This is a genomic window from Microbacterium hominis NBRC 15708 (assembly GCF_001592125.1).
GTDB lineage: Bacteria > Actinomycetota > Actinomycetes > Actinomycetales > Microbacteriaceae > Microbacterium > Microbacterium hominis.
Map to the genome: position 1 here is coordinate 1 of NZ_BCWI01000012.1, position 23,434 is coordinate 23,434.

Consider the following 23,434-nt stretch of genomic DNA (forward strand, 5'->3'; position numbering starts at 1 on the left):
CACAGGTGCGGCGGCATCCGGGGGACGCAACTGCAAGGTCGGGCGAGAGACACGCCGGGGTGGATGCTGTGGTGCCGGCGTGTCGCGGGGGAGCCCTTGCAGTTCGCACCCGAACCGAGCCGGGACACGACCCCAGCCCGCCCCACGGCCCCAGCCCGCCCCACGACCGACGCGGCCCCGCGGCGCACGGAGCGCGGCGGGGCCGGACAGCGATCAGCGGTCGCTCACCCGAAGCGGCCGGAGACGTAGTCCTCCGTGGCCTGAACGGACGGGGCCGTGAAGATCGTGTCGGTGTTGTCGTACTCGATGAGCTTGCCGGGCTTGCCCGTGCCGGCGATGTTGAAGAACGCCGTCTTGTCGGAGACGCGGGAGGCCTGCTGCATGTTGTGCGTGACGATGACGATCGTGTAGTCGGACTTCAGCTCCTGGATGAGCTCCTCGATCGCGAACGTCGAGATCGGGTCGAGGGCGGAGCAGGGCTCGTCCATGAGGAGCACGTCGGGGGAGACGGCGATCGCGCGCGCGATGCACAGACGCTGCTGCTGGCCGCCCGACAGGCCCGCACCGGGCTTGTCGAGGCGGTCCTTGACCTCGTTCCACAGGTTCGCGCCCTGCAGGGAGCGCTCGACGAGGGCATCCGCGTCGCTCTTGGAGATGCGCTTGTTGTTGAGCTTCACGCCCGCCAGCACGTTCTCCTTGATCGACATCGTGGGGAAGGGGTTCGGCCGCTGGAACACCATGCCGACGTGGCGGCGCACGAGCACCGGGTCGACGCCGGGACCGTACAGGTCGTCGCCGTCGACGAGCACCTTGCCCTCGACGTGGGCGCCGGGGATCACCTCGTGCATGCGGTTGAGCGTGCGCAGGAACGTGGACTTCCCGCAGCCCGACGGGCCGATGAACGCCGTGACGGCGCGGGGCTCGATATCCATCGACACGCCCTCCACGGCGAGGAAATCGCCGTAGTAGACGTTGAGGTTCTCGACTTCGATGCGCTTGGACACTGGTGCCTTCCTTGCTTAGCGTGCCTTCGGCGCGAAGACCTTCGCGACGATCCGGGCGATCAGGTTGAAGATGACGACGAGGATGACCAGCAGCAGCGCGGCACCCCAGGCCTGGGCCTGGGAGGCGTCGATGTCCTGTCCGGGGAAGCTGTAGGCCGTGTAGGCCATGACCGGAAGGGTCTGCATGGGTCCGTTGAACGGGTCGGAGTTGAAGTTGTCGGTGAAGCTGGCCGCGATGAAGATCGGCGCGGTCTCGCCGATGACGCGGGCGACGGCCAGCACGACACCGGTGATGATGCCGCTCGCCGCCGTCCGCAGCACGACCTTGATGATCGTGGTCGACCGCGGCACGCCGAGGGCGAACGACGCCTCGCGCAGGTCGGCGGGCACGAGGCGCAGCATCTCCTCCGTCGAGCGGATCACGATCGGGATCATGAGCACGCACAGGGCGATGGATGCCGAGAAGCCGCTGAACGCCTTGGGTCCGACGATCAGGGCGAACAGCGAGAACGCGAACAGACCGGCGACGATCGACGGGATGCCGGTCATCACGTCGACCAGGAACGTGATGGCGCGTCGCAGCGGGTTGTTCGGTTGGGCGTACTCGACGAGGTAGACGGCCGCCAGGATGCCGATCGGCACGGAGATCAGGGCGGCGATCCCCGTGATGATGAGGGTGCCGACGATGGCCTGGAGCGCGCCCGGGGTCGAGACGACCGCCAGCGTGTCGGGGTCGAACGTCGTGCCGCCGACCTTCGTCACGAAGTCCCACGACATGACGCCCATGCCCTTGGACACGACGGTCCACAGCGTGGAGATCAGCGGTGCGACGGCGAGCACGAAGGCCGCCGTGACCAGGCCGCGCACGACGCGGTCGGTCGACTTGCGCCGGCCCTCGACGATGGCGGAGAACACCCCGATCGCCAGCAGGTAGACCAGGGCGCTGAAGATGAGCCACGTCGCGACGTTGAACCCGCCGAGCACGAGCTGCAGCGCCGCGATCACCGCGAGCGAGACGGCGAGGACGATCGGCTCGATGAAGCGGGGCAGCTGGCCGCTGGTCAGCGACAGCGGCGGCGTCGAGGTCGTTGCGACGGGCGTGCTGAGCTCGGTCACGAGCGCTTTCCTCTCTTGCGGCCCTTCGAGCCTGGACCGGTCGCCCCGATGATGTAGCGGGCGAGCATGTTCACGGCGAGCGAGACGACGAACAGCATCAGGCCGGTGCCGATGAGGGCGGAGCGCTGCAGATCGGTGGCGATGGGGAAGTTGAGGGCGATGTTCGCCGCGATCGTCTGCGAGTTGTAGCCGTCCGTGAGCAGCGCGACGGAGAAGATCAGGCTGGGCGAGATGATGAGCGCGATGGCCATCGTCTCGCCGAGGGCGCGCCCGAGGCCCAGCAGCGTGGCCGAGACCATGCCGCTGCGGGCATACGGGATGACGGCCAGGCGCACCATCTCCCAGCGGGTGGCCCCGAGGGCGAGGGCGGCCTCCTCGTGCAGACGCGGTGTCTGCAGGAAGATCTCGCGGGTGATCGAGGTGACGATGGGCAGGATCATCACGGCGAGCACGACACCGCCGGCGAGCATCGTCGATCCCGTGCTCGAGACCGGGCCCTGGAACAGCGGGATCCACCCCAGGTACTGGTTGAGGAAGTCCGCGAGCGGCAGCAGCAGCGGCCGCATCACGATGATGCCCCAGAGGCCGAACACGATGGAGGGGACGGCGGCCAGCAGGTCGATGATGTAGCCGAGGAAGCCGGCGATGCGCCGCGGGGCGTAGTGCGAGATGAACAGCGCGATGCCGATCGCCACGGGGGTGCCGAGGACCATGGCGATCAGAGCTGCCCAGATGCTTCCCCAGAGCAGCGGGGCGACGTAGTCCCAGAAGCTGGTCCAGTCCTTGTTCTGGTACCCGGCGAGGTCGCCCTCGCTCCAGTTGGCCGTGATCGCCGGCAGACCCTTGAGGATCAGGAAGATGGCGACACCGGCCAGGATGATCATGATCGACACGGCCGCGGTGGTCGACAGGCCGAGGAAGACGGAGTCCCCGGCGCGACGCTTTCCGACGATGTTGGATGCCGGTTTCTGCGCGGGTGCGGTCTTGACGTCAGCCACGACGAACCCCCAGGTCGGGCAGGGTCATGTGTTCTCCTCGGGTCGGGAAGATCGCAGAGTCGGGCTGTGCTGTCCGGCTCAGCAGGACCGTCGATCCGGGGATCGACGACCCTGCTCAGCCAGGTCCGGTCTGCGCAGCGTGAGCCGCGCAGACCGGACCGGGACGAGGTGTTACTTGATCGCCGCGAGCGTCTTCGCGGCGTCGGCCAGCACCGACTCGGGAAGCGGCGCCGATCCGGCGTTCTTCTCCGCGACCGACTGGCCGAGCGAGCTGGTGACGAAGCCGAGGTACGACTTCACGAGCTCCGCCTGCGCGGCGTCCTTGAAGGTGGAGCAGACGACAGCGTACGAGACCAGCGGGATCGGGTACGACTCCGGGGTCAGCTTGCTGTAGTCGAACTTCTTCGACAGGTCGCCGGCGACGCCGTTGGAGTTGTCGACCGCGGCGGCCTCGAAGGTCTTCGAGACGGCCTCGCCGCTGTACGCGACCGCGGTGCCGTCGGTGACGATCGAGGCGGCGTTCAGCGTGCCGATCGCGGAGTGGTCGGCGTAGCCGATGGTGCCCGAGCCCGCCTTGACGGCCTCGACGACGCCGGAGCCGCCCTTCTGCTTCGAGACGTTGCCCTCGACCGGCCAGTCCTTGCCCGCGGGGAAGGTCCACACCGACGACTGGGTCGCGGCGAGGTAGTTGGTGAAGTTCTGGGTCGTGCCGGAGCCGTCCGAGCGGGCGACCGTGGTGATCGCGCCGGCGGCCAGAGCGGTGCCGTTGTCCTTCGTGATGGCCGGGTCGGACCAGTCGGTGATCTGGAGGGCGAAGATCTTCGCGATCGTCTCGCCGCTCAGCTGCAGCTTGGTGACGCCGGGGATGTTGAAGATGATCGCGACGCCGTCGAGGTAGATCGGGATGTTGATCCCGCCCTCGGTGCACAGCGCCTTCGACTGCGCCGTCTGGTCGGCGTTCAGCGGCGAGTCGGAGCCGGCGAAGTCGTACGCGCCGCTCAGGAAGTTGGTGACGCCGCCGCCGGAGCCCTGCGACTTGTCGTAGTTGATCGTCACGTTCTTGGCGGTCGCGTTGTAGGCGGTCGTCCAGGCCTGCTGCGCGTTGGACTGAGCGCTCGAGCCGCCGGCGGTGATCGTGCCGCTCAGGTTCGGGTCGATCTGGAAGGCGACGTCCGAGCTGGTCGCCGTCGGGCTCGCGCTCTCGGCCGGCGTGTTGCCGCCGGACGACGCGCAGCCCGTCAGGGCGAGGGCGGCGACGGCCGCGAGAGCGCCCAGCTGGGAGATACGGGTGAGCTTCACTGTGAATCCTTCACGTTGTTCGGGAGATGCGGCCCGGTGCAGGGCACGCCCCGACGCTAGACAGCGACTCTTACCGGCCGGCGCTGTGGAGGTGAACGACGGGTTAACGATGCCGTGCGATCGCGTGCTCCCGCCGTCGCGGCGCGGAACCGGTTCTCCGACGGTTCACCTGGCACGCCTACGATGAGCGCCATGGGCACCAAGAGCACCTCCGAGCGCGCGGCGCGCGACGCCGTCACCGATGCATCCGCGGCAGCGAAGACAGCGGCCAAGACGGCGAAGAGCCTTCCCAAGAAGCTCGCCGCCGGACTGGAGGAGTACATCGAGGAGGCGCGCGACGCCGCGGACGTGTCGAAGAAGCGTCTGCGCCGCAAACCACGCGCCGTGACCCGCGAGGCCGAACGCGCCGTGCGCCGGCTGGAGCGCGCGGTCGCGAAGGCCGTCTCGGCGGCCGACCGCAAGGCGCGGCTTCGCGCCGAAGCCCGCCAGAGCGCGGCGGAGGCCGAGCGGGCCGCCGCCCGGGCTGCCGCCGAGGCCGCGGAGGCCAAGGCGTTGAAGAAGGCGGCCCGCCGTGCGGAGCGGGCCGCGGCGCGCGCGGATGCCGAGGCCGTCGCGGCATCCGACGCACTCGCGTCCGAGCTGGCCGCTCCGGGCGGCGCCGCCGCCGCGAACACCCCCGCGGACGCCGACGCGGAGCCGGGCGGACCGGCGTCGGAGCTCGCGGCGCTCACGGTCGCGCAGCTGCGCGATCGCGCCCGCACCGACGGCCGCTCCGGGTACTCGCGTCTGACCAAGGCGCAGCTGATCGATCTGCTCTCCTGACGTGACGGGCTCTGCGCAGACGGCACTGGACCGGTCGGCCGCCGCGCCGCCGGCCCGGACCCTTCTGGACGTCCTCCGGGCGACCACGCTCGCCTTCCCCGAGGCGTCCGCGATCGACGACGGCTCGGGCGCGCTGAGCTACCGCGAGCTGATGGCGCGGGTCGGGGCGACGGCCGCCCGTCTGCACGACGCGGGGGTGCGCCGCGGCGATCGCGTGGGCGTGCGGATGCCGTCGGGGTCGAAGGAGCTCTACATCGCGATCCTGGGGATCATCGCCGCGGGCGCCGCCTACGTGCCCGTCGACGCGGACGACCCCGACGAGCGCGCCCAGCTCGTCTTCGGGGAGGCCGGAGTCAGCGGCGTCGTCTCGGGAGTGGGGGAGTACTCCCCGGCATCCGGTGACGCGGTCGTCGGCCGCGGCCTGTTCGACGGGGCGGCGCCGCATCCGGCGACGCAGGCGATCATCGCCGTGCCGCCGCCGAGCGTCGACGACGACGCCTGGGTCATCTTCACGTCGGGGTCCACGGGCGTGCCCAAGGGCGTCGCGGTCAGTCACCGCTCCGCGGCCGCGTTCGTGGATGCCGAGGCGCGCCTGTTCGTGCCCGATGCGCCGCTCGGGCCGCAGGACCGCGTGCTGGCCGGGCTGTCGGTGGCCTTCGACGCGTCGTGCGAGGAGATGTGGCTGGCGTGGCGTCACGGTGCGTGCCTGGTGCCGGCGCCGCGGTCGCTCGTGCGCTCGGGGGAGGATCTCGCGCCGTGGCTGCTGCGGCAGGGCATTACGGTGGTCTCCACGGTGCCGACCCTCGCCGCGATGTGGCCGGCCGATGCGATCGAGAACGTGCGTCTGCTCATCTTCGGCGGCGAGGCCTGTCCGCCCGAGCTGGCCGCGCGTCTCGTCGCCGACGGCCGGGAGGTGTGGAACACCTACGGCCCCACCGAGGCGACGGTCGTCGCGTGTGCGGCGCCTCTCGACGGCTCGGTGCCGGTGCGCATCGGCCTGCCGCTGGACGGGTGGAAGCTCGCGGTCGTCGACGCCGACGGGCAGCCGGTCGCCGAGGGCGGTGTCGGTGAGCTCATCATCGGCGGCGTCGGTCTCGCGCGCTACCTCGACCCCGCCAAGGATGCCGAGAAGTACGCCCCCCTGCCGACGCTCGGATGGGACCGCGCCTACCGTTCCGGCGACCTCGTCCGTTACGAGTCCGAAGGCCTCGTCTTCCAGGGGCGCGCCGATGACCAGGTGAAGGTCGGCGGACGTCGCATCGAGCTCGGCGAGGTCGAGGCGGCGTTGCAGGACCTGCCCGGTGTCACCGGCGCCGCGGCCGCCGTGCGCACGACCGAGGCCGGGGTCCCCGTGCTCGTCGGCTACCTCGCGGCGCCGCCCGACTTCGACCGCCTGGCGGCGCGCGCCGACCTCGCCGCACGTCTGCCCGCGCCCATGGTGCCGCTCCTCGCGGTGGTCGATGAGCTGCCGGTGCGCACCTCCGGCAAGGTCGACCGTGCCGCGCTGCCGTGGCCGCTGCCGAACGTCGAGCTGCCGGCCTCCGACCTCTCCCCGGGCGAGGCCTGGCTCGCGCAGCAGTGGCTCGCGGTGCTCGGGATGCCGGTCGTCGATCGGAAGGCGGATTTCTTCGACCTGGGCGGCGGCTCGCTCGCCGCGGCGCAGCTCGTGTCGCGGCTGCGCACGCGTGTGCCGGAGTTCTCGGTCGCCGACATCTACGACGTGCCCCGTCTCGGGGCGATGGCGAAGGCGCTCGGATCGGGCCTGCAGGAGGAGGCGTCGACCACGTTCCACCGCCCCGAGCCCACGCCGCGGCGCGCGCAGTGGGCGCAGACCGTGCTCGCCGTCCCGCTGTTCATCCTCTCCGGCATCCGATGGATGCTGTACCTGCTCACCGCTGCAGCCCTGCTGCAGCTGGTCCCCGGCTTCGACGTCCTGCCCGATGCGCCGCTGTGGCTGCTGGTGGTCGGCCTCGTCGTCTTCGCGACGCCGTTCGGTCGCATGGCGATCGCCGCGGCATCCGCTCGCCTGCTGCTCGCCGGCGTCCGCCCCGGCGACTACCCGCGCGGCGGCTGGGTGCACATCCGACTCTGGCTGGCCGAGCAGATCGCCGACCAGGTGGATGCCGTCGGGCTCGCCGGAGCGCCGTGGGTGAGCTACTACGCACGGGCGCTCGGTGCCCGCATCGGCAGCGGCGTCGATCTGCACGCCCTGCCGCCGATCACCGGCATGCTCGACATCGGGGACGGCGCGGCCATCGAGCCCGAGGTCGACCTGTCGGGGTACTGGATCGACGGCGATGTCGTGCGCATCGGCGGCATCCGCATCGGCGCCGGAGCCACCGTCGGCTCGCGCAGCACGCTCGCTCCGGGAACGCGCATCGGACGCCGAGCCGAGATCGCTCCGGGCTCCGCCGTGTTCGGCCGCGTCCGCGCCGACCAGACCTGGGCCGGCTCGCCGGCGGTGCGCGTCGGCGGCACGTCGGCGCAATGGCCGGTCGAGCGGGCGCCCGCGCCGAACCGCTGGCTGTGGGCCTACGCCGCGTCGGCGCTGGGTCTTGCCCTGCTGCCGCTGGCCGCGTTCGCGGCGGGCGGGCTCGTCGTCGCCCGCGGCATGGTGGGCGCCTCCTCGCTGGCGGCGGCGCTCGGCGGTGCGCTGGTGTGGCTCGTGCCCGGCGTCATCGTCGCGGGGATGGTCTTCGCCGCCGTCGTGGTGCTCGCGGTGCGCCTGCTGTCCGTCGGGCTGCGGGAGGGCGTCCATCCCGTCCGCAGCCGCATCGGGTGGCAGGCGTGGACGATCGAGCGCCTGCTCGACTCCGCCCGCACCATCCTGTTCCCGCTGTACTCGAGCCTGTTCACGCCGGTCTGGCTGCGTCTGCTCGGGGCCCGGGTGGGCCGTGACGTCGAAGCATCCACCGTGCTGCTGATCCCCTCCCTCACCCGCATCGAGGACGGTGCCTTCCTCGCCGACGACACGATGGTCGCCTCCTACGAGCTGCACGGCGGCTGGATGCGGCTGGGGCCCGTGCGCATCGGCAAGCGCGCGTTCCTCGGCAACTCCGGCATGGCCGCGCCGGGGCACCGCGTGCCGCGCGACGGCCTCGTCGCCGTCCTGTCGGCCGCGCCGGTGAAGGCCAAGCCGGGATCGTCGTGGCTGGGCTCGCCCGCCGTCCGGCTGCGGCGGCGCTCGGCGGAGGGCGACGAGTCGCGCACCTACCGGCCGCCCGTGCGGCTGCGGGTCGCGCGCACGCTCTGGGAGCTGTGCAGGTTCGTCCCCGTCGTCGTCACCTGCGCGATCGGGCTGCTGGTCGTCTTCGTGCTGGCGGCCCTCATCGAGGTCGCCGGACTCGGCGTCGCGATCCTGCTCTCCGGCGTCGTCCTGCTGTGCGCGGGCGCCGTCGCCGCGGGCGTGTCCACGGCCGCGAAGTGGCTGATCGTGGGCCCGATCCGCGCCGGCGAGCAGCCGTTGTGGTCGAGCTTCGTGTGGCGCACCGAGGTGTCGGACACCTTCACCGAGATGGTGGCCGCGCCGTGGTTCGCGCGGGCCGCCACCGGCACTCCGGCGCTCGCGGTCTGGCTGCGCTCGCTCGGCTCGCGCATCGGCCGCGGCGTCTGGTGCGACAGCTACTGGCTGCCCGAGCCCGACCTGGTGACTCTCGGGGACGGATCCACCGTGAACCGGGGATGCGTCGTGCAGACGCACCTTTTCCATGATCGAATCATGAGCATGGACACCGTCGAACTCGCGGCCGGGGCGACCCTCGGACCCCACAGCGTCATCCTCCCGGCGGCCAGTATCGGCGCCCACGCCACGGTGGGCCCGGCATCCCTGGTCATGCGCGGCGAGACCGTGCCGGTGGGATCGCGCTGGAGCGGCAATCCCATCGGTCCCTGGAACGCGGTCACGGTGCGCGCGTACCAGTCCACCTCGTGAGCGGGCACGACCCCTACGCCCCCGAGAGCGGCGATCCGGGCTTCGACGTCGAGTCCTACGACGTGGCGATCGACTACCGCGTGCGCACCAACCGGCTGGAGGGGCGCGCGACGATCAACGCGGTCGCCGCCGCACCGGTGTCGGCAGTCAGCATCGACCTCGTGGGGCTGCGGGCCTCGCGGGTGCGCGTCGACGGCGACCGTCGCACGCGGTTCGCGCAGGGTCCGCGCAAGCTCCGCGTCACGCTGCCGCACCGCATGCAGCCCGGGGAGCGGTTCTCGATCGAGGTGGTCTACGCCGGCGCCCCCGCCCCGCGGCGCTCCCGCTGGGGCACGATCGGGTGGGAGGAGCTCGAGGACGGCGCGCTCGTGGCCTCGCAGCCCACCGGGGCGCCCACGTGGTTCCCCTGCAACGATCGTCCCGACGCGCGGGCGCCGATGCGACTGGCGGTGACGACGGATGCCGGCTACCTCCCCGTGCTCACGGGACGACCGGCCGCGCAGGCGACGGCCGGCGGACGGGTGACGGTCACGTCGGTGTCCGCCGTGCCGGTGGCCACCTACCTCGTCGCGGTGCACATCGGCCCGTACGAGCAGACCCTGCTCGGATCCCGCGACGACGGCGACGGCGACGGGGTGCGGGTGTTCGCCCCCGCCGGGCTCCGCCGCGAGGTGACGCGGGCGTTCGCGGACGTCCCGCGCATGCTCGCGTTGTTCGAGGAGTCCTTCGGCCCGTATCCGCAGGAGGCGTGCACGCTCGTCGTGACGCCCGACGAGCTCGAGATCCCGCTGGAGGCCCAGGGCCTGGCGGTCTTCGGCAGCAACCACCTCGTGCCCGAGGAGCAGCGGCTGATCGCCCACGAGCTCGCCCACCAGTGGTTCGGCAACAGCGTCGGCATCGGGCGCTGGAGCGACATCTGGCTCAACGAGGGCTTCGCCTGCTTCGCGGAGTGGCTGTGGTTCGAGCGGTCCGGCGCGGCGACGGTAGCGGAGAAGGCGGCGAAGCATCACGCCCGTCTGCGGGCGCTGCCGCAGGATCTGCTGCTCAGCGACCCCGGACCCGATCTCATGTTCGACGACCGCGTCTACAAGCGGGGCGCCCTCACCCTCTACGCCCTGCGGTGCCGCATCGGTCCTCCGGCGTTCGCGCGGGTGCTCCACGACTGGGTCGAGACGTATCGGCACGCACTCGCGACGACCGACGACTTCCGCGCGCTCGCCGAGCGCGTCGCCGGCCGCGACCTCGACGACGTGTTCACGCCGTGGCTCGACCGCACAGAGCTGCCGCCGCTGCCGCGGCCGTAGGCCCGCCGCCGCGCCCGCACCCGCCGCGCTTACGCCCGCGCCGGTAGCCCGTGACGAACGTCGGAGTCGTGATCGCGCCGACGCCGATGGCCGCGTGTCGCGAGCGCTTTCGGCACGAATCTCCGACGATCGTCACGCGCCCGCGGCGACTCGTCCCGCGTCGGTGAGAACGGCGGCGCAGACGAGGACCCCGGGGGGACCCTCGACCTCCGCCCCGTGCACGACCCGCGCGGTGCCCGGCAGCCGGGCGACCCAGCGATCGCCGTCGTCGCCGGCGATCGCGACGGATGCCGCGTCCACCGCCAGTCCGCGGCCGTCGGCCTTCAGCGCGGCCTCGGCGCGAACCCACCGCCGCAGCCCTCCCGGGATGCCGCCGGCCGCCTCGCGCACCGGATCGTGCAACGGCTCGGCGTCGAGGGCGAACCCGTCGGCGGCGTCACGGGGGAGGATGCCGACGACCGCCGTCGCCCCGGCGTAGGTCACCGCCGCCCACCAGGGCGCACCGCGGAGCTGCACCGGGCCGTGCGCACCCCCGCACCGGGGGCACGGGTTGGTCAGCACGACCTCGGGCGCCCCGGCCTCCGCCAGCAGCGTCCGCAGCAGCGCCCACGCGGCCTCGCTCCGAGCGATCCGCCCGGGCGGCACCGGACCCCACGCGAGACGCAGGCCCTCCACCGGCTACAGCTTCGGCTCGTGCGTCTCGATCGCGATGATGCCGGACCCCGGATTGGTCGCCGACAGGTGCACGACGGAGAACGCTCCCGTGTCCAGCGCCGAGGCGCTGCCCAGGTACGACCCGTGCAGGGTGCCGGTCGCGAGGGCGAGCTCCGAGAGGATGCCGGGAAGCACCGGCCCGTGACTGCACAGCACCGCGGGCTTGCGCGAGCGCACGCGCCGGCCGATGACGGCGCGTACGTCGGAGGTGCCGTCCTCCCACGCGTCCTGGCTGAGCGCGCTCGTGCGGTGGATCTCCTTGCCGAGGCTTGCGGCCAGCGGCGTCACGGTCGTGACGCAGCGGACCGCGTCGCTCGAGACGATCTTGCGCACGCCGAACGCGCGGAGTGGACCGACGGCGGCCGCCGCCTGCTTCGCCCCGCGTGCGGTGAGGGGACGCGCCGCATCCGCACCGTCCCAGTCCTCGCGGGGGAGCGCTTTGGCGTGGCGTAGCACGACGATCGGGAACGTCGCGAGCACACCGTCGTCGACGTAGCGCAGGAACTCCTCGAGGATCTCCACGTCGACCGGGTACGAGAGCTTCGCGAGCGCTTTGCGCGGCGACAGCCACTCGATCGCGGCGATCTCCTTGTTGGGCACGAACGCGGACGCGCGGATCGCGGCATCCGTCGCCTCCGCCGACCAGTAGTGCACGATCTTCTGCCGCTTGTTGGGCATGCGGTAGCGCGAGACGCCGACCGGGATGCCGAGCGCGACCCGGATGCCGGTCTCCTCGAAGATCTCGCGGACGGCGGTCTCGGCCAGGCTCTCGCCGGGATCGACCTTGCCCTTCGGGATGGTCACGTCGGCGTAGGCCGTGCGGTGGATCACGAGGACGCGGAGCTTGCCGTCGACGACGCGCCAGACCACTCCGCCGGCGGCGTAGACGGCGGTGTCGGTCATCGCACCGCCCGGGCCCGCCGCCGACGCTGCACCTGCGTCATCGTGCGGTCCTGCAGATCGATGAGCGGCCTGCCCTCGGCATCCGTGCTGTATCGCTGCCACTCGCCGCTGGCCTGGAGGTGCCAGGAGCTCGTCTCGTCGCTCATCGCCAGATCGAACAGGTCGACGAGCTCCTTGATCTGGGCCGGCGCCACGACGCGGACCAGGGCCTCGACGCGGCGGTCGAGGTTGCGGTGCATCATGTCGGCGCTGCCGATGAACACCTGCGGTTCGCCGGCCCCGGCGAACGCGAAGATGCGCGAGTGCTCGAGGTAGCGGCCGAGGATCGATCGGACCGTGATGTTGTCGCTCACGCCGGGCAGTCCCACCTTGAGCGAGCAGATGCCGCGCACCCAGACGTCGACGCGCACCCCCGCCTGGCTGGCGCGGTACAGGGCGTCGATGATCTGCTCGTCGACCATCGAGTTGACCTTGATGCGGATGTGGGCCGGCTTGCCCTCGAGGGCGTGGCGCCGCTCGTTCTCGATCTGGCGCAGCAGTCCCTTGCGCAGGTGCAACGGGGCGACGAGCAGGCGCTTGAACTTCTTCTCGATCGCGTAGCCGCTGAGCTCGTTGAACAGGCGCGTGAGGTCACGGCCCACCTGCTCGTCGGCGGTGAAGAGCCCGAAGTCCTCGTAGATGCGGCTGGTCTTCGGGTTGTAGTTGCCGGTGCCGATGTGGCTGTAGCTGCGCAGCATCCCGTCTTCCTCGCGGATGACGTGCAGGAGCTTGCAGTGCGTCTTCAGCCCGACGAGGCCGTATACGACGTGCACGCCGGCCTTCTCGAGCTTTCGGGCCCAGACGATGTTCGCCGCCTCGTCGAAGCGCGCCTTGACCTCGACCAGCGCGAGCACCTGCTTGCCGCGTTCGGCCGCGTCGATGAGCGCTTGGACGATCGGGCTGTCGCCCGAGGTGCGGTACAGCGTCTGCTTGATGGCGAGCACGTGCGGGTCGCGCGCCGCCTGCTCGAGGAAGCTCACGACGCTCGTCGTGAACGACTCGTACGGGTGGTGCACGAGCACGTCGCCCTTGCGGATCGCCGCGAAGAAGTCGGCACGGCCGTTCTGCTCGAGCGGCTGGAACGCCGGCGCCGTCGTCGGCACGTGGGCCGGGTAGTGCAGTTCGGGCCGATCGATGCGGGAGAGGTCGAACAGGCCCCGCAGGTCGAGGTGGCCCGGCAGGCGGTACACCTCCTGCTCGGTGATGTCGAGCTCGGCGATCAGGAGGTCGAGCGTGACGTCGTCCATGTCCTCGGTGACCTCGAGGCGGATCGGGGGACCGAAGCGTCGGCGCAGGAGCTCCGCTTCGAGGGCCTGGATGAGGTTCTCGGTCTCGTCCTCCTCGATCACGACGTCCTCGTTGCGCGTCAGACGGAACGTGTGGTGCTCGAGGATCTCCATGCCCGGGAAGAGGTCGCCGAGGTGGTTGGCGATGAGCTGCTCCAGCGGCAGGTAACGCGCCCGCCCGGGCTCGCCGGGGACGGCGACGAAACGGGGCAGCATCGGCGGAACCTTCAGACGCGCGAACTCCTGACGGCCCGTCTTGGCGTTGCGGATGCGGATCGCGAGGTTCAGTGACAGGCCCGAGATGTACGGGAAGGGGTGCGCCGGGTCGACGGCCAGCGGCATGAGCACCGGGAACACCTGCGACTGGAAGTAGTCGGAGAGCTCGTCGCGGTCGGCGGCGGTCAGATCGTCCCAGGAGATCACGTCGATGCCGGCGTCGGACAGGGCCGGCTGCACCATGTCGAGCCAGACGGCCGCTTGACGGAGCTGCAGCGCGTGGGCGGCATCCGAGATGTCGGCGAGCACGTCCTGAGGAGCGCGGCCCACGTTGGTCGGCACGGCGAGCCCCGTGACGATGCGTCGCTTGAGCCCCGCGACACGGACCATGAAGAACTCGTCGAGGTTGCTGGCGAAGATCGCGAGGAAGTTCGCGCGCTCCAGGACCGGCAGCGAGGGATCCTCCGCGAGCTCCAGCACGCGCTGGTTGAACGCGAGCCAGCTGAGCTCGCGGTCCATGTAGCGGTGCTCGGGAAGCTGCGCGTCGCCGTCTTCGACCATCTCGTCGAAGTCGTCGTCGTCCTCGTCGCCCAGCCCGGTGTCCAGAACGTCGGTGTCGATCATTACCTCATCATGTCAGGGCCAGGTGACCGCCGCGTTAACCGCGTGGTCGATCGTGCGCCCGCGACGAGATCAGGCCTGGGAGGCCTCGCGGGGCGAGGGGATCTGGTCGTCCTCGTAGACGTTGAACCGGTACCCGACGTTGCGGACGGTGCCGATGAGCTGCTCGAGGTCGCCGAGCTTGGCGCGCAGACGCCGCACGTGTACGTCGACCGTGCGCGTGCCGCCGAAGTAGTCGTAGCCCCACACCTCGCTCAGTAGCTGCTCGCGCGTGAAGACGCGCGAGGGGTGCGTCGCGAAGAAGTGGAGGAGCTGGAACTCCTTGTAGGTGAGATCCAGCGGCTTGCCGTGCACCTTCGCCGAGTAGGACGACTCGTCGATCGTGATGCCGGAGGTCTGGATGCGGCTGGACACCTGCGCCGCCGACTGCCGCCCCACCGCGAGCCGGATGCGCGCGTCGACCTCGGCGGGGCCTGCGCCGACGAGGATGACGTCGTCGATGCCCCAGTCGGTCGACACGGCCGTCAGTCCGCCCTCGGTGACGACGAGCACCAGGGGGGCGTCGAGCCCCGTCGTGTTGAGGATCTTGCACAGCGACTTGGCGCCCACCAGGTCGGTGCGCGCGTCGACGAAGATCACATCGGAGCTGGGCGCGTTCACGAGCTGGGCGGGCTCGGCCGGGATCTGCCGCACGCGATGGCTGAGCAGCTCGAGCGCGGGCAGGACGGGACTGCCGCCCGGGGCGGAACTCAAGACGAGCAGCTGAGCCAATGGGGTCCCTTCCGGTCCTGATGCCCGAACCGTGCCCCCATCTTAGAACCCGGGCGCGGCGGCGACGTGCGCACGTGCGGACGCGGTGAGTGCGCGGACGCGGCGCGTCGGTGACAATGGACCCATGACGCTTCCCGGATTGGCGCCCCGCGCCGGATACGGCGGCATCGTCGGGGTCTGGGTCGCCGGCGCCGTGATCGCGATCGCGATCGGCATCCTCGCCCCCGACGAGTGGCGCGCCGCATGGATGCCGGTCGGCATGGCCGCCTGCCTCATCCTCGCGTTCGTGGTGCAACTGGTGCAGGGGCACTCGCAGGGCTTCCTCCGCCGTGTGGCCGCGAGTGCGCTGGGCGCGTTCGTGGTGATGGGGCTGATCGGCCTCGGCCTCGGACTCTCCAGCATGTTCTCGTGAAGGTAGAGTGAGGGTATGGACCTCGTTGCGCTCGAACTCTTCTTCGTCGGGTTGCTCGCGCTCGCCTCGCTCGCGATCGTCTTCGTGTCGGGTGTCGTGATCAAGAACCTCTACCGCGGCCAGCGCTGACGACCATGTTGGACCTGCCGACCGACCTGCCGGCGGATCTCGTCCCGCTCTCGTGGCTCCTGGGCGTCTGGGAGGGCACCGGGGTCATCGACTACGAGGCCGACGACGTCTCGTTCGGCGGCGAGTTCGCCCATCGCGTGAGCTTCAGCCACGACGGCGGCGACTACGTGAACTACTCCGCGAGCGCCTGGCTCCTCGCCGACGACGGCGCGCGCACGCCGCTCGTGGCCGAGACCGGCTACTGGCGCCTCGCCCGGCCCGCCGACGGCGGCGACGCGGGGCCGGCGCTGCTGCCGGCATCCGTCGCGCGCGCGACGCCGCGCACCGCGGACGACGTCGAGCTGCTGCGCAACGCGGAGGGCGGATTCGACCTCGAGGTGGCGCTCGTCCACTCCGACGGGGTCAGCGAGCTGTACGTCGGACAGGTGCGCGGGCCGCGGATCGACATCGCGACGGATGCGGTGGTGCGTCCGGCCAGCGCCAAGGCGTACACCGCCGCGACCCGCATGTACGGCCTCGTCGACGGTCATCTGCTGTGGGCCTGGGACATCGCCGCGCTCGGCGGAGAGCTCGCCTCGCACGCCTCCGCGCGACTGGCGCGGGTCGAGTGATCGCGCCGTGACCGACGACACCGCATCCTCCAGCCCCTTCGCCCGCGTTCCCGGCGCGGTCGTCGACGAGCGCGGACTGGCGCACGTCGCCGCCCCCACCCGTGAACAGCGCGATCTGATCGCGGGTCGTGCGCTGGCGCCCCTCGATGACCGGGTCGTGCTCGCCGTCGACGGGGTCGACCGGCTCACCTGGCTGGACTCCATCACGTCTCAAGCCCTCGCCGCGCTCGCCCCCGGCGTGAGCACCGAGCTGCTGGTGCTCGATCCGCAGGGGCACGTGGAGCACGCCGCATCCGTCGTCGACGACGGTGAGCGGACCTGGCTCATCGTCGACCGCTCGCACGCCGACGCGCTGCTGACCTGGCTCACGCGCATGCGCTTCCGCCTACGCGTCGAGCTGCACGACCTGTCCGACCGGATGCGGGTCATCGGCGGCACCGGCGACGCCGTCGCGGCGCTTCCGGCGCTCGCGGTCTGGCGCGATCCCTGGCCCGAGGTCGGCGTCGGTGGGTGGGGCTACGCGCCCGCGACCCCGCATCCCGGCACCGCCTACGACTGGTCCGAGGCCGTCGTCACGGTCGACACCGCCGCCGACATCGCCGCCGCCGCGGCCTCCGGATCGCAGGCGGTGGCCGGGTGGATGGCCGTCGACGCGGTGCGCGTCGCCGCCTGGCGTCCGCGCGCCGACACCGAGGCCGACGGCCGCGCGCTGCCGCACGAGGCCGACTGGCTGCGCAGTGCCGTCCATCTGGACAAGGGTTGCTACCGCGGGCAGGAGACCGTCGCGAAGGTGCACAACCTGGGGCATCCGCCCCGGCGTCTGGTGTCGCTGCAGCTCGACGGGAGCGACGCGCGGCTTCCCGAACGGGGAGCGGAGGTGTTCTTCGGCGAGGATGCCGTGGGCGCCGTCACCTCGGTCGCGCGTCACCACGAGGAGGGGCCGATCGCGCTCGCGTACGTCAAGCGGACGACGCCGACGGATGCCGAGCTCACCGTCGCCGTCGACGGCGGTGTCGTCGCCGCCGCGCAGGAGGTCATCGTGCCGCCCGACGCGGGCCGCACGGCCGCCGTGCCCCGCATGCCGCGGCTGTCCCGGCGTCGCTGACCGCGGTGGCCGCCGTCCCCCCTCCCGAGCCGCCCGGGAAGCCCCGGCCCCCCGCGTCGCCGCCGACCGCGGCGATCGCCACCGGATGGCGCGCGCGCTGGCATCCCCGCGTCGGCGTGGACCGCGTCGTCGCATCGGCCCCCGCGATCGTCCAGATCGTCGTCGCGGCGACGGTCTCCTTCTCGTTCGCCCACTACGTGCTCGGCCACGCCGCGCCGCTGCTCGCAGCCACCGTCACCGTCTCGAGCCTGGGGCTGGTGCGCGACGCGCGCCCGCGCCGCGTGCTGGAGACGGTCATCGGCATGATCGTCGGCATCCTCGTCGCCGAGATCATCGTGCTGGTCGCCGGCATCGGCTGGTGGCAGCTGGGTCTCACCCTCGCGGCATCCCTCGTCATCGCCCGCTTCCTGTCGCCGCAGCCGGCCTTCGCCATCGCGGCGGCGATCCAGTCGGCGATCGTCATGGTGATCCCCGTGAGCGTGCCGTTCCTGCGGATGATCGACGGCGTGGTCGGCGGCGTCACGGCCCTGCTGGTCACGGCGCTGCTGCCGCGCAGTCCGCTGCGTGCCGTGACGCGGGAGGGAGCGGAGCTGTTCGCAGCGTTCGACGGTGCCCTCGCGACTCTCGTGCAGGCGCTGCGGCGCGGTGACCCCGGTCGGGCCGAGCGCGGGCTCAGGAAGGCGCGGGCGCTGCAGGGGCTCGTCGACCAGTGGCGCGCGGGCATCGAGTCGGGCTCGGAGATCGCACGCATCTCGCCGTTCCTGCGTGCGCAGCGCCCGGAGTTCGAGCGTCAGGAACGGGTGCGCGTGCACGTCGATCTCGCGACGCGCAACCTCCGGGTGATCGCGCGGCGCATCGTCTACCTGTGCGACGACCGCACCGCGCGGCCGATCGCCGCCGACCTGCTCAACGAGCTCGGCGCGGGTGCGCGGCTGATCGCCGACGCGCTCGGCGACATCTCGTACGAGCCGGCGGCGCGGGAGGCCGTCCGCGCGGTCGCGGGCCGCCTCGATCCCGGGGTGCTCGCGGACCGCAGCTCGGCCGTCGACCAGACCCTCATCGGGGCGATGCGCCCCCTCGCCGTCGACCTCATGACCGCGGCGGGCATGCCCGCGGACGAGGCGCGTGCCGCCATCCCGCGGGTCTGAGCGGGATCGCCGAGCGGTCGGTCAGGAGGCCGGGGCGACCAGCGTCCACGGCACGGTGACCTCGCCGAGGCGCCAGCGTGCGCGTCCGCCGACGGGCCAGCCGGCGCCGTGCAGCGCGAGCAGGGCGGTGCGCCACCGATGGACGGGACCGAACGACGCGGTCGCGACGGCGCGCGTCCACTCCTCGTCGAGCGCCCGCAGGAAGCCGTGCACGGGCTCGCCCGGGACGTTGTGGTGGATGAGGGCCTTCGGCAGCCGCTCGGCGGCGATCGCGGGGGCTTCGAGCGCGGACAGGCGCAGCGACAGCGTCAGGGTGCGCGGCACGGCATCGACGCCGATCTCGAGCCAGGTGCACACCCGCCCCTGCTCGTCGCACGTGCCTTCCACGAGGATGCCGTCGGGCTGCAGTCGTCGCGCCATGCGCGACCAGGCCGCCGGCACGTCGGTCTCGTCGTACTGCCGCAGCACGTTGAACGCCCGCAGCACGGCGGGACGCCGATCGTGCGGCGCGGGCACCTCGAACCCGCCGCGGGCGAACGCGACCCGCGCGTCGGGGGCGAACGGGGCGCGGCCCGCGCGCACGCCGTCGAGTTGGGCGCGCGCCCGTTCGACGCGGCCGGGATCGATCTCCAGTCCGAGCACGTCGACATCGGGACGCACGCGCCGCAGCCGCTGCTCGAGCTCCAGCACCGTCACGGCGCTCGCCCCGTAGCCCAGGTCGACGACGAACGGATCCGCGGCGCGGCGCAGCACCGGATGCCGCGCGATCCAGCGGTCGATGCGGCGCAGCCGGTTGGTGTTTGTCGTGCCTCGCGTGATCTGACCGACGACGCCGCGGGCGGGGGCTTTCTCCGGCGGCATCCCCCCATGATGCCAGCGCCCGCGCCGGTAGGATGACGAGCATGACCGCGCCGTACACGCTGATCCTCCTCCGCCACGGGCAGAGCGAGTGGAACAAGACCAACCAGTTCACCGGATGGGTGGACGTCCGCCTCACCGAGCAGGGTCGTGGCGAGGCCGCGCGCGGTGGTGAGCTGCTCAAGGAGTCCGGCATCCTGCCCGACGTGCTGCACACCTCGCTGCTGAGCCGGGCCATCCAGACCGCGAACATCGCCCTGGACACCGCCGACCGTCTGTGGATCCCCGTGAAGCGCTCGTGGCGCCTCAACGAGCGTCACTACGGCGACCTGCAGGGCAAGGACAAGGCGCAGACGCTCGAGGAGTTCGGCGAGGAGCAGTTCATGCTGTGGCGCCGCTCGTTCGACGTGCCGCCGCCGGAGCTCGCCGACGACTCGCCCTACAGCCAGGTCGGCGACCCGCGCTACGCCGGCATCGACGGCGACGTGCCGCGCACCGAGTCGCTGAAGATCGTCATCGACCGTCTGCTCCCGTACTGGGAGAACGAGATCGTCCCCGACCTGAAGGCCGGCAAGACCGTGCTCGTCACGGCACACGGCAACTCGCTGCGCGGCCTGGTCAAGCACCTCGACGGCATCAGCGACGCCGACATCGCCGAGCTCAACATCCCCACCGGCATCCCGCTGGTGTACCGCCTCGGCGAAGACCTCATGCCCGTCGCACCGGGGGAGTACCTCGACCCCGAGGCCGCGGCCGCCGGTGCCGCCGCCGTCGCGAGCCAGGGCAAGGGCTGAGCGCGGCGCGCGAGCGCAACGACGAAGAGGGGGGATGCCGACCGGCATCCCCCCTCTTCGTGTGCGCCCCGGCGGGGCGGAGCCTCACTCGACGTCGTCGAGCGCCTCGCCCTCGGCGATGATGACCGCGATGGTGTCGGTGTCCGGCGTCCAGTCGCCGGTCGCGAGGTAGGCGACCTTCTTGGCGACCGAGACGGCGTGATCGGCGAAACGCTCCAGGTAGCGGCTGGCCAGGGTCGCGTCGACGGTCGCGCCGGCCTCGCCCTGCCAGTTCTCGCTGAGCACCTTCTCGAACACGGAGAGGTGGTGGTCGTCGACCTTGTCGTCCAGCGTGCGCAGCGTCTCGACGAAGGAGAGGTCTTCGGTGCGCAGCAGCTCGGTGAGCGTCTGCGCGACCTCGACGTCGAGCTCGCCCATCTTGGTGAACGTGCCCTTGAGGCCCTTCGGGATCGCGCGCTCCGGGAAGCGCATCCGGGTGAGCTGGGCGATGTGCTCGGCGATGTCGCCCATGCGCTCGAGGGAGGCCGACACGCGCAGCGCCGCCACGACGATGCGCAGATCGCGGGCGACCGGCTGCTGGCGCGCGAGGATCTGGATGGCGAGCTCGTCGAGGGCGACCGCCTTCTCATCGATGACCTGATCGGCCTCGATGACCTCCTCCGCGAGAGCGACGTCGCTCGTGCCGAAGGCGCGCGTGGCCTTGTCGATGGCCTCCGTGACGAGTTCGGCGATCTCCACGAGACGCGACTGCACGTCCTCGAGCGACTGGTGGAAAACTTCGCGCATCAGGGTGCCTCTCTTCCGGCGGGCAGGCACGGTGCCTTCCGCTGACCCGGCGATCATCGCGGGCCAAGGTTAACGATCGGTGCCGCAGCGATGAACGTTGCGGCCGGGGTGTCGGGCGGTGATCCGCAACGTGAATCTGCGGTGTCCGTCCACCCTACGCTGGGAGGCATGGACTCCCTGCAGCCGGTGATCGCCCTGATCCTCGGCCTCGTTCTCGGCGGCGGTGTGGCGACGCTCGTGCTCATCGCGCTGCGTGCGCGCGACCGTGCGCGCGTGGCCGCGTCGACGTCGCTGCCCGACGGCACCGCCGCCGTCCTGCAGGGGATGGACGAAGTCGCGGTCGTCGTCGACACCTCCCTGCAGATCGTCGCGGTGTCCGCTCCGGCCGCGCTCTTCGGCATGCACGAGGACTTCGCCCTGCCGGACGACGACCTGCGCGCGCTCGCCCGGTCGGTACGGCGCAGCGAGATGCCCGAGACGCAGACGATGCGGCTGCGCCGCGGGGTCGAGCCGCGTCTGGTGTCGGCGCGGGCGAGCGTGATCACCCCGCGCCTGATCCTCATCGTCATCCGCGACATCACCGAGCGCGAGCGCGTCGAGGAGATGCGCCGCGACTTCGTGGCCAACACCAGTCACGAGCTGAAGACGCCGGTCGGCGCGGTCAGCCTGCTCGCGGAGGCCGTCGAGTCGGCCGCCGACGACCCGGACCAGGTGCGCCACTTCGCCGGCCGTCTGAGCGCGGAGGCGGCGCGGTTGAGCCAGCTGACCTCGCGGATCATGAACCTGTCGCGGCTGCAGTCCGCCGATGACCTCACCGAGCTGCGCGACGTCTCGGTCGACGAGGTGGTCGCCGCCGCCATCGAGTCGCAGTCCGTCGCCGCCGACTCCGCTGCGATCTCCGTCGCCCGCGGCGGTGCGCGTCACGCCTACGTGCGCGGCGACGTGCAGGTGCTCACCGAGGCGATCGCCAATCTCGTGGCCAACGCCATCGCGTACTCCCCGCAGGGCGGCCAGGTGGGTGTCGGCGTCAAGACCGACGGGGAGATCGTGGAGATCGCGGTCACCGACCGCGGCATCGGCATCCCCGAAGACGAGCAGGAGCGCGTCTTCGAGCGCTTCTACCGCGCCGATCAGGCCCGTTCCCGCCGCACGGGCGGCACGGGGCTGGGCCTGTCGATCGTGAAGCACGCCGTGCAGCGACACGGCGGCGAGGTCGAGGTCTGGTCGCGTCCCGGTCGGGGTTCGACCTTCACGGTCCGCCTTCCCGCGGTCGCTCCGCCCGACGACCTCCCGGTCAAGAAGAAACGCAAGAAGAAAGCCGCCCGCGACGTCTCGCGGGCGAAAGGAGACAAGAAGCGATGACCCGCGTCCTGATCGTCGAGGATGAGCCCGACCTGGCCGACCCGCTCGCCTACCTGCTGCGTCGGGAGGGCTTCGAGGTGGAGATCGCCGAGGACGGCCCCGCCGCCCTCGAGGCGTTCGCGGCGCGCGGGGCGGACATCATCCTGCTCGACCTCATGCTCCCCGGGATGCCGGGCACCGAGGTGTGCCGCGTGGTGCGGACGAGCTCGAAGGTGCCCATCATCATGCTGACCGCGAAGGACTCCGAGGTGGACATCGTCGTCGGCCTGGAGCTGGGGGCCGACGACTACGTCACCAAGCCGTACTCGTCACGCGAGCTGCTGGCGCGCATGCGCGCCGTCCTGCGCCGCAGCGAGGGGCCCGACCTCGGCCTGGACGACAGCATCGTCGACGGCGGCCGCGTCGTGCTCGACATCGACCGGCACACGGTGTCGGTCGACGGGGAGACGATCCCGATGCCCCTGAAGGAGTTCGAGCTGCTCGAGGTGCTGATGCGCAACGCCGGCCGGGTGCTCACCCGCGGCCAGCTCATCGACCGGGTGTGGGGCAGCGACTACTTCGGCGACACGAAGACGCTCGACGTGCACATCAAGCGGATCCGGTCCCGCATCGAGCGCAACCCGAGCGAGCCGGTCATGCTGCTGACGGTGCGCGGGCTGGGATACCGGTTCGAGGCCTGAGCGCCGCCGGGCGCCCGGCCGCGGCGATCAGCTCGCGGGGACGAAGTCGGCGAGGTAGGAGAGCGTGCCGTCGAGGACGGGCACGCGATCCTCGACCGCTTCACCGGTGCCGGACTGGAAGGACACCTTCACGTCGGTGCCCGGCTTCGAGGACAGTCCGGTGAACAGCAGCGGGTCGGCGCCGTCGAAGCCCAGGCTCACGGTGGAGCGGGCGGGCACGCGCACGCGCTGCGTGGTGCCGTCGACGCCGACGAGCAGGCTCTCGGCGCTGTCGGTGTCGTTGACGATCGCCGCGAGGAAGTTGGCTTCGGTGCCGTCCTCGTTCGCGACGAAGAGCGCGTTGCGCACCTTCAGCGGCTCCGAGTGGGCGATGTTGACGCCCTCCGCGGGGGAGTAGGTGATGGTGGTGGCCTGCGGCGAGATCATGCTGCAGCCGGCCGTGGAGAGGACCACAACGGCGGCGAGGGCGACGGACGCGAGACGGCGCGTGTTCACGGATCCTCCTGGACGAGTCGGTGTGTCCTC

Annotated in this window: 21 protein-coding genes; 10 read left to right on the forward strand and 11 right to left on the reverse strand. The window is 71.6% G+C overall.

Going from position 1 to position 23,434, the window contains the following annotated elements:
• Positions 1-224: 224 nt before the first annotated feature.
• The 4 genes from pstB to MHO01S_RS10285 form a co-directional block, all read right to left on the reverse strand.
• Positions 225-1,004, reverse strand: coding sequence for a phosphate ABC transporter ATP-binding protein PstB (gene pstB, locus MHO01S_RS10270; protein WP_060960447.1), 780 nt, complete (start codon positions 1,002-1,004; stop codon positions 225-227).
• Positions 1,005-1,019: 15 nt separating this feature from the next.
• Positions 1,020-2,120: a phosphate ABC transporter permease PstA gene (gene pstA, locus MHO01S_RS10275; RefSeq protein WP_060960446.1), complete on the reverse strand. Its 1,101-nt coding sequence runs from the start codon at positions 2,118-2,120 to the stop codon at positions 1,020-1,022.
• Positions 2,117-3,118 carry a phosphate ABC transporter permease subunit PstC gene (pstC, locus tag MHO01S_RS10280; RefSeq protein WP_060960445.1) on the reverse strand — a complete coding sequence of 334 codons (1,002 nt, stop codon included), beginning with the start codon at positions 3,116-3,118 and terminating at the stop codon, positions 2,117-2,119. Before pstC ends, pstA begins: the two co-directional genes overlap by 4 nt.
• Positions 3,119-3,289: 171 nt before the next feature.
• Complete coding sequence (locus tag MHO01S_RS10285) at positions 3,290-4,417, reverse strand: phosphate ABC transporter substrate-binding protein PstS (protein ID WP_060960444.1); 1,128 nt, start codon at positions 4,415-4,417, stop codon at positions 3,290-3,292.
• 192 nt (positions 4,418-4,609) lie between these two features.
• On the opposite strand from MHO01S_RS10285, the gene MHO01S_RS10290 reads away from it, so the two are divergent.
• Genes MHO01S_RS10290 through MHO01S_RS10300 form a run of 3 tightly spaced genes read left to right on the forward strand, consistent with a single transcriptional unit; the run spans position 4,610 to position 10,474 of the window.
• Entirely contained in the window at positions 4,610-5,239 is a 630-nt protein-coding gene (locus MHO01S_RS10290; protein ID WP_255266085.1) for a hypothetical protein, read from the forward strand.
• A gap of 1 nt (position 5,240) precedes the next feature.
• A complete protein-coding gene (locus MHO01S_RS10295; RefSeq protein ID WP_082808068.1) occupies positions 5,241-9,170 on the forward strand; it encodes a Pls/PosA family non-ribosomal peptide synthetase in 3,930 nt (1,309 codons plus the stop codon).
• The gene (locus MHO01S_RS10300) at positions 9,167-10,474 is read left to right on the forward strand and encodes a M1 family metallopeptidase (RefSeq protein ID WP_061782260.1); all 1,308 of its coding nucleotides are present in this window, start codon (positions 9,167-9,169) and stop codon (positions 10,472-10,474) included. The genes MHO01S_RS10295 and MHO01S_RS10300 overlap by 4 nt, the downstream gene beginning before the upstream one ends.
• Positions 10,475-10,606: 132 nt before the next feature.
• Here MHO01S_RS10300 and MHO01S_RS10305 read toward each other — a convergent pair whose 3' ends face one another.
• The 4 genes from MHO01S_RS10305 to MHO01S_RS10320 form a co-directional block, all read right to left on the reverse strand.
• A complete protein-coding gene (locus tag MHO01S_RS10305; RefSeq protein ID WP_061782261.1) occupies positions 10,607-11,149 on the reverse strand; it encodes a 4'-phosphopantetheinyl transferase family protein in 543 nt (180 codons plus the stop codon).
• A gap of 3 nt (positions 11,150-11,152) precedes the next feature.
• The gene (locus MHO01S_RS10310; protein WP_060959917.1) at positions 11,153-12,091 is read right to left on the reverse strand and encodes an NUDIX hydrolase; all 939 of its coding nucleotides are present in this window, start codon (positions 12,089-12,091) and stop codon (positions 11,153-11,155) included.
• Entirely contained in the window at positions 12,088-14,256 is a 2,169-nt protein-coding gene (locus MHO01S_RS10315; protein WP_060959916.1) for an RNA degradosome polyphosphate kinase, read from the reverse strand. The genes MHO01S_RS10310 and MHO01S_RS10315 overlap by 4 nt, the downstream gene beginning before the upstream one ends.
• Positions 14,257-14,325: 69 nt before the next feature.
• Positions 14,326-15,024, reverse strand: coding sequence for a response regulator transcription factor (locus MHO01S_RS10320; RefSeq protein WP_060959915.1), 699 nt, complete (start codon positions 15,022-15,024; stop codon positions 14,326-14,328).
• Positions 15,025-15,148: 124 nt separating this feature from the next.
• On the opposite strand from MHO01S_RS10320, the gene MHO01S_RS10325 reads away from it, so the two are divergent.
• The 4 genes from MHO01S_RS10325 (at position 15,149) to MHO01S_RS10340 (ending at position 18,429) form a co-directional block, all read left to right on the forward strand.
• The gene (locus MHO01S_RS10325) at positions 15,149-15,436 is read left to right on the forward strand and encodes a hypothetical protein (protein WP_061782262.1); all 288 of its coding nucleotides are present in this window, start codon (positions 15,149-15,151) and stop codon (positions 15,434-15,436) included.
• Between the two features lie 134 nt (positions 15,437-15,570).
• Positions 15,571-16,176 (forward strand): nitrobindin family protein, encoded by a 606-nt coding sequence (locus MHO01S_RS10330; protein WP_061782263.1) that lies wholly within the window; start codon positions 15,571-15,573, stop codon positions 16,174-16,176.
• A gap of 7 nt (positions 16,177-16,183) precedes the next feature.
• Positions 16,184-17,281: a CAF17-like 4Fe-4S cluster assembly/insertion protein YgfZ gene (ygfZ, locus tag MHO01S_RS10335; protein ID WP_061782264.1), complete on the forward strand. Its 1,098-nt coding sequence runs from the start codon at positions 16,184-16,186 to the stop codon at positions 17,279-17,281.
• A gap of 116 nt (positions 17,282-17,397) precedes the next feature.
• Positions 17,398-18,429 (forward strand): FUSC family protein, encoded by a 1,032-nt coding sequence (locus MHO01S_RS10340; RefSeq protein ID WP_255266086.1) that lies wholly within the window; start codon positions 17,398-17,400, stop codon positions 18,427-18,429.
• A 21-nt stretch (positions 18,430-18,450) separates the two neighbouring features.
• On the opposite strand, the gene MHO01S_RS10345 is transcribed toward MHO01S_RS10340, so the two are convergent.
• On the reverse strand, positions 18,451-19,290 hold the full coding sequence (locus MHO01S_RS10345) for a class I SAM-dependent methyltransferase (protein ID WP_061782265.1): 840 nt from the start codon (positions 19,288-19,290) through the stop codon (positions 18,451-18,453).
• 41 nt (positions 19,291-19,331) lie between these two features.
• Here MHO01S_RS10345 and MHO01S_RS10350 point away from each other — a divergent pair, with 41 nt between their 5' ends.
• Positions 19,332-20,081 (forward strand): phosphoglyceromutase, encoded by a 750-nt coding sequence (locus MHO01S_RS10350; RefSeq protein WP_060959912.1) that lies wholly within the window; start codon positions 19,332-19,334, stop codon positions 20,079-20,081.
• A gap of 84 nt (positions 20,082-20,165) precedes the next feature.
• Here MHO01S_RS10350 and phoU read toward each other — a convergent pair whose 3' ends face one another.
• Positions 20,166-20,867 carry a phosphate signaling complex protein PhoU gene (gene phoU, locus MHO01S_RS10355; RefSeq protein WP_060959911.1) on the reverse strand — a complete coding sequence of 234 codons (702 nt, stop codon included), beginning with the start codon at positions 20,865-20,867 and terminating at the stop codon, positions 20,166-20,168.
• Positions 20,868-21,035: 168 nt separating this feature from the next.
• On the opposite strand from phoU, the gene MHO01S_RS10360 reads away from it, so the two are divergent.
• Complete coding sequence (locus MHO01S_RS10360; RefSeq protein WP_060959910.1) at positions 21,036-22,229, forward strand: sensor histidine kinase; 1,194 nt, start codon at positions 21,036-21,038, stop codon at positions 22,227-22,229.
• The gene (locus MHO01S_RS10365; protein WP_060959909.1) at positions 22,226-22,909 is read left to right on the forward strand and encodes a response regulator; all 684 of its coding nucleotides are present in this window, start codon (positions 22,226-22,228) and stop codon (positions 22,907-22,909) included. The genes MHO01S_RS10360 and MHO01S_RS10365 overlap by 4 nt, the downstream gene beginning before the upstream one ends.
• A 27-nt stretch (positions 22,910-22,936) precedes the next feature.
• On the opposite strand, the gene MHO01S_RS10370 is transcribed toward MHO01S_RS10365, so the two are convergent.
• Positions 22,937-23,404 carry a hypothetical protein gene (locus tag MHO01S_RS10370; protein WP_060959908.1) on the reverse strand — a complete coding sequence of 156 codons (468 nt, stop codon included), beginning with the start codon at positions 23,402-23,404 and terminating at the stop codon, positions 22,937-22,939.
• Between the last annotated feature and the right edge of the window lie 30 nt (positions 23,405-23,434).

Excerpts from the sequence above, each read along its gene's own strand:
- MHO01S_RS10330 (WP_061782263.1), top strand. The coding sequence starts at position 15,571 with ATGTTGGACCTGCCGACCGACCTGCCGGCGGATCTCGTCCCGCTCTCG.
- MHO01S_RS10310 (WP_060959917.1), bottom strand. The coding sequence starts at position 12,091 with ATGACCGACACCGCCGTCTACGCCGCCGGCGGAGTGGTCTGGCGCGTC.
- MHO01S_RS10365 (WP_060959909.1), top strand. The coding sequence starts at position 22,226 with ATGACCCGCGTCCTGATCGTCGAGGATGAGCCCGACCTGGCCGACCCG.
- phoU (WP_060959911.1), bottom strand. The coding sequence starts at position 20,867 with ATGCGCGAAGTTTTCCACCAGTCGCTCGAGGACGTGCAGTCGCGTCTC.
- MHO01S_RS10290 (WP_255266085.1), top strand. The coding sequence starts at position 4,610 with ATGGGCACCAAGAGCACCTCCGAGCGCGCGGCGCGCGACGCCGTCACC.
- MHO01S_RS10345 (WP_061782265.1), bottom strand. The coding sequence starts at position 19,290 with ATGCCGCCGGAGAAAGCCCCCGCCCGCGGCGTCGTCGGTCAGATCACG.
- MHO01S_RS10360 (WP_060959910.1), top strand. The coding sequence starts at position 21,036 with ATGGACTCCCTGCAGCCGGTGATCGCCCTGATCCTCGGCCTCGTTCTC.
- MHO01S_RS10315 (WP_060959916.1), bottom strand. The coding sequence starts at position 14,256 with ATGATCGACACCGACGTTCTGGACACCGGGCTGGGCGACGAGGACGAC.
- MHO01S_RS10350 (WP_060959912.1), top strand. The coding sequence starts at position 19,332 with ATGACCGCGCCGTACACGCTGATCCTCCTCCGCCACGGGCAGAGCGAG.
- MHO01S_RS10325 (WP_061782262.1), top strand. The coding sequence starts at position 15,149 with ATGACGCTTCCCGGATTGGCGCCCCGCGCCGGATACGGCGGCATCGTC.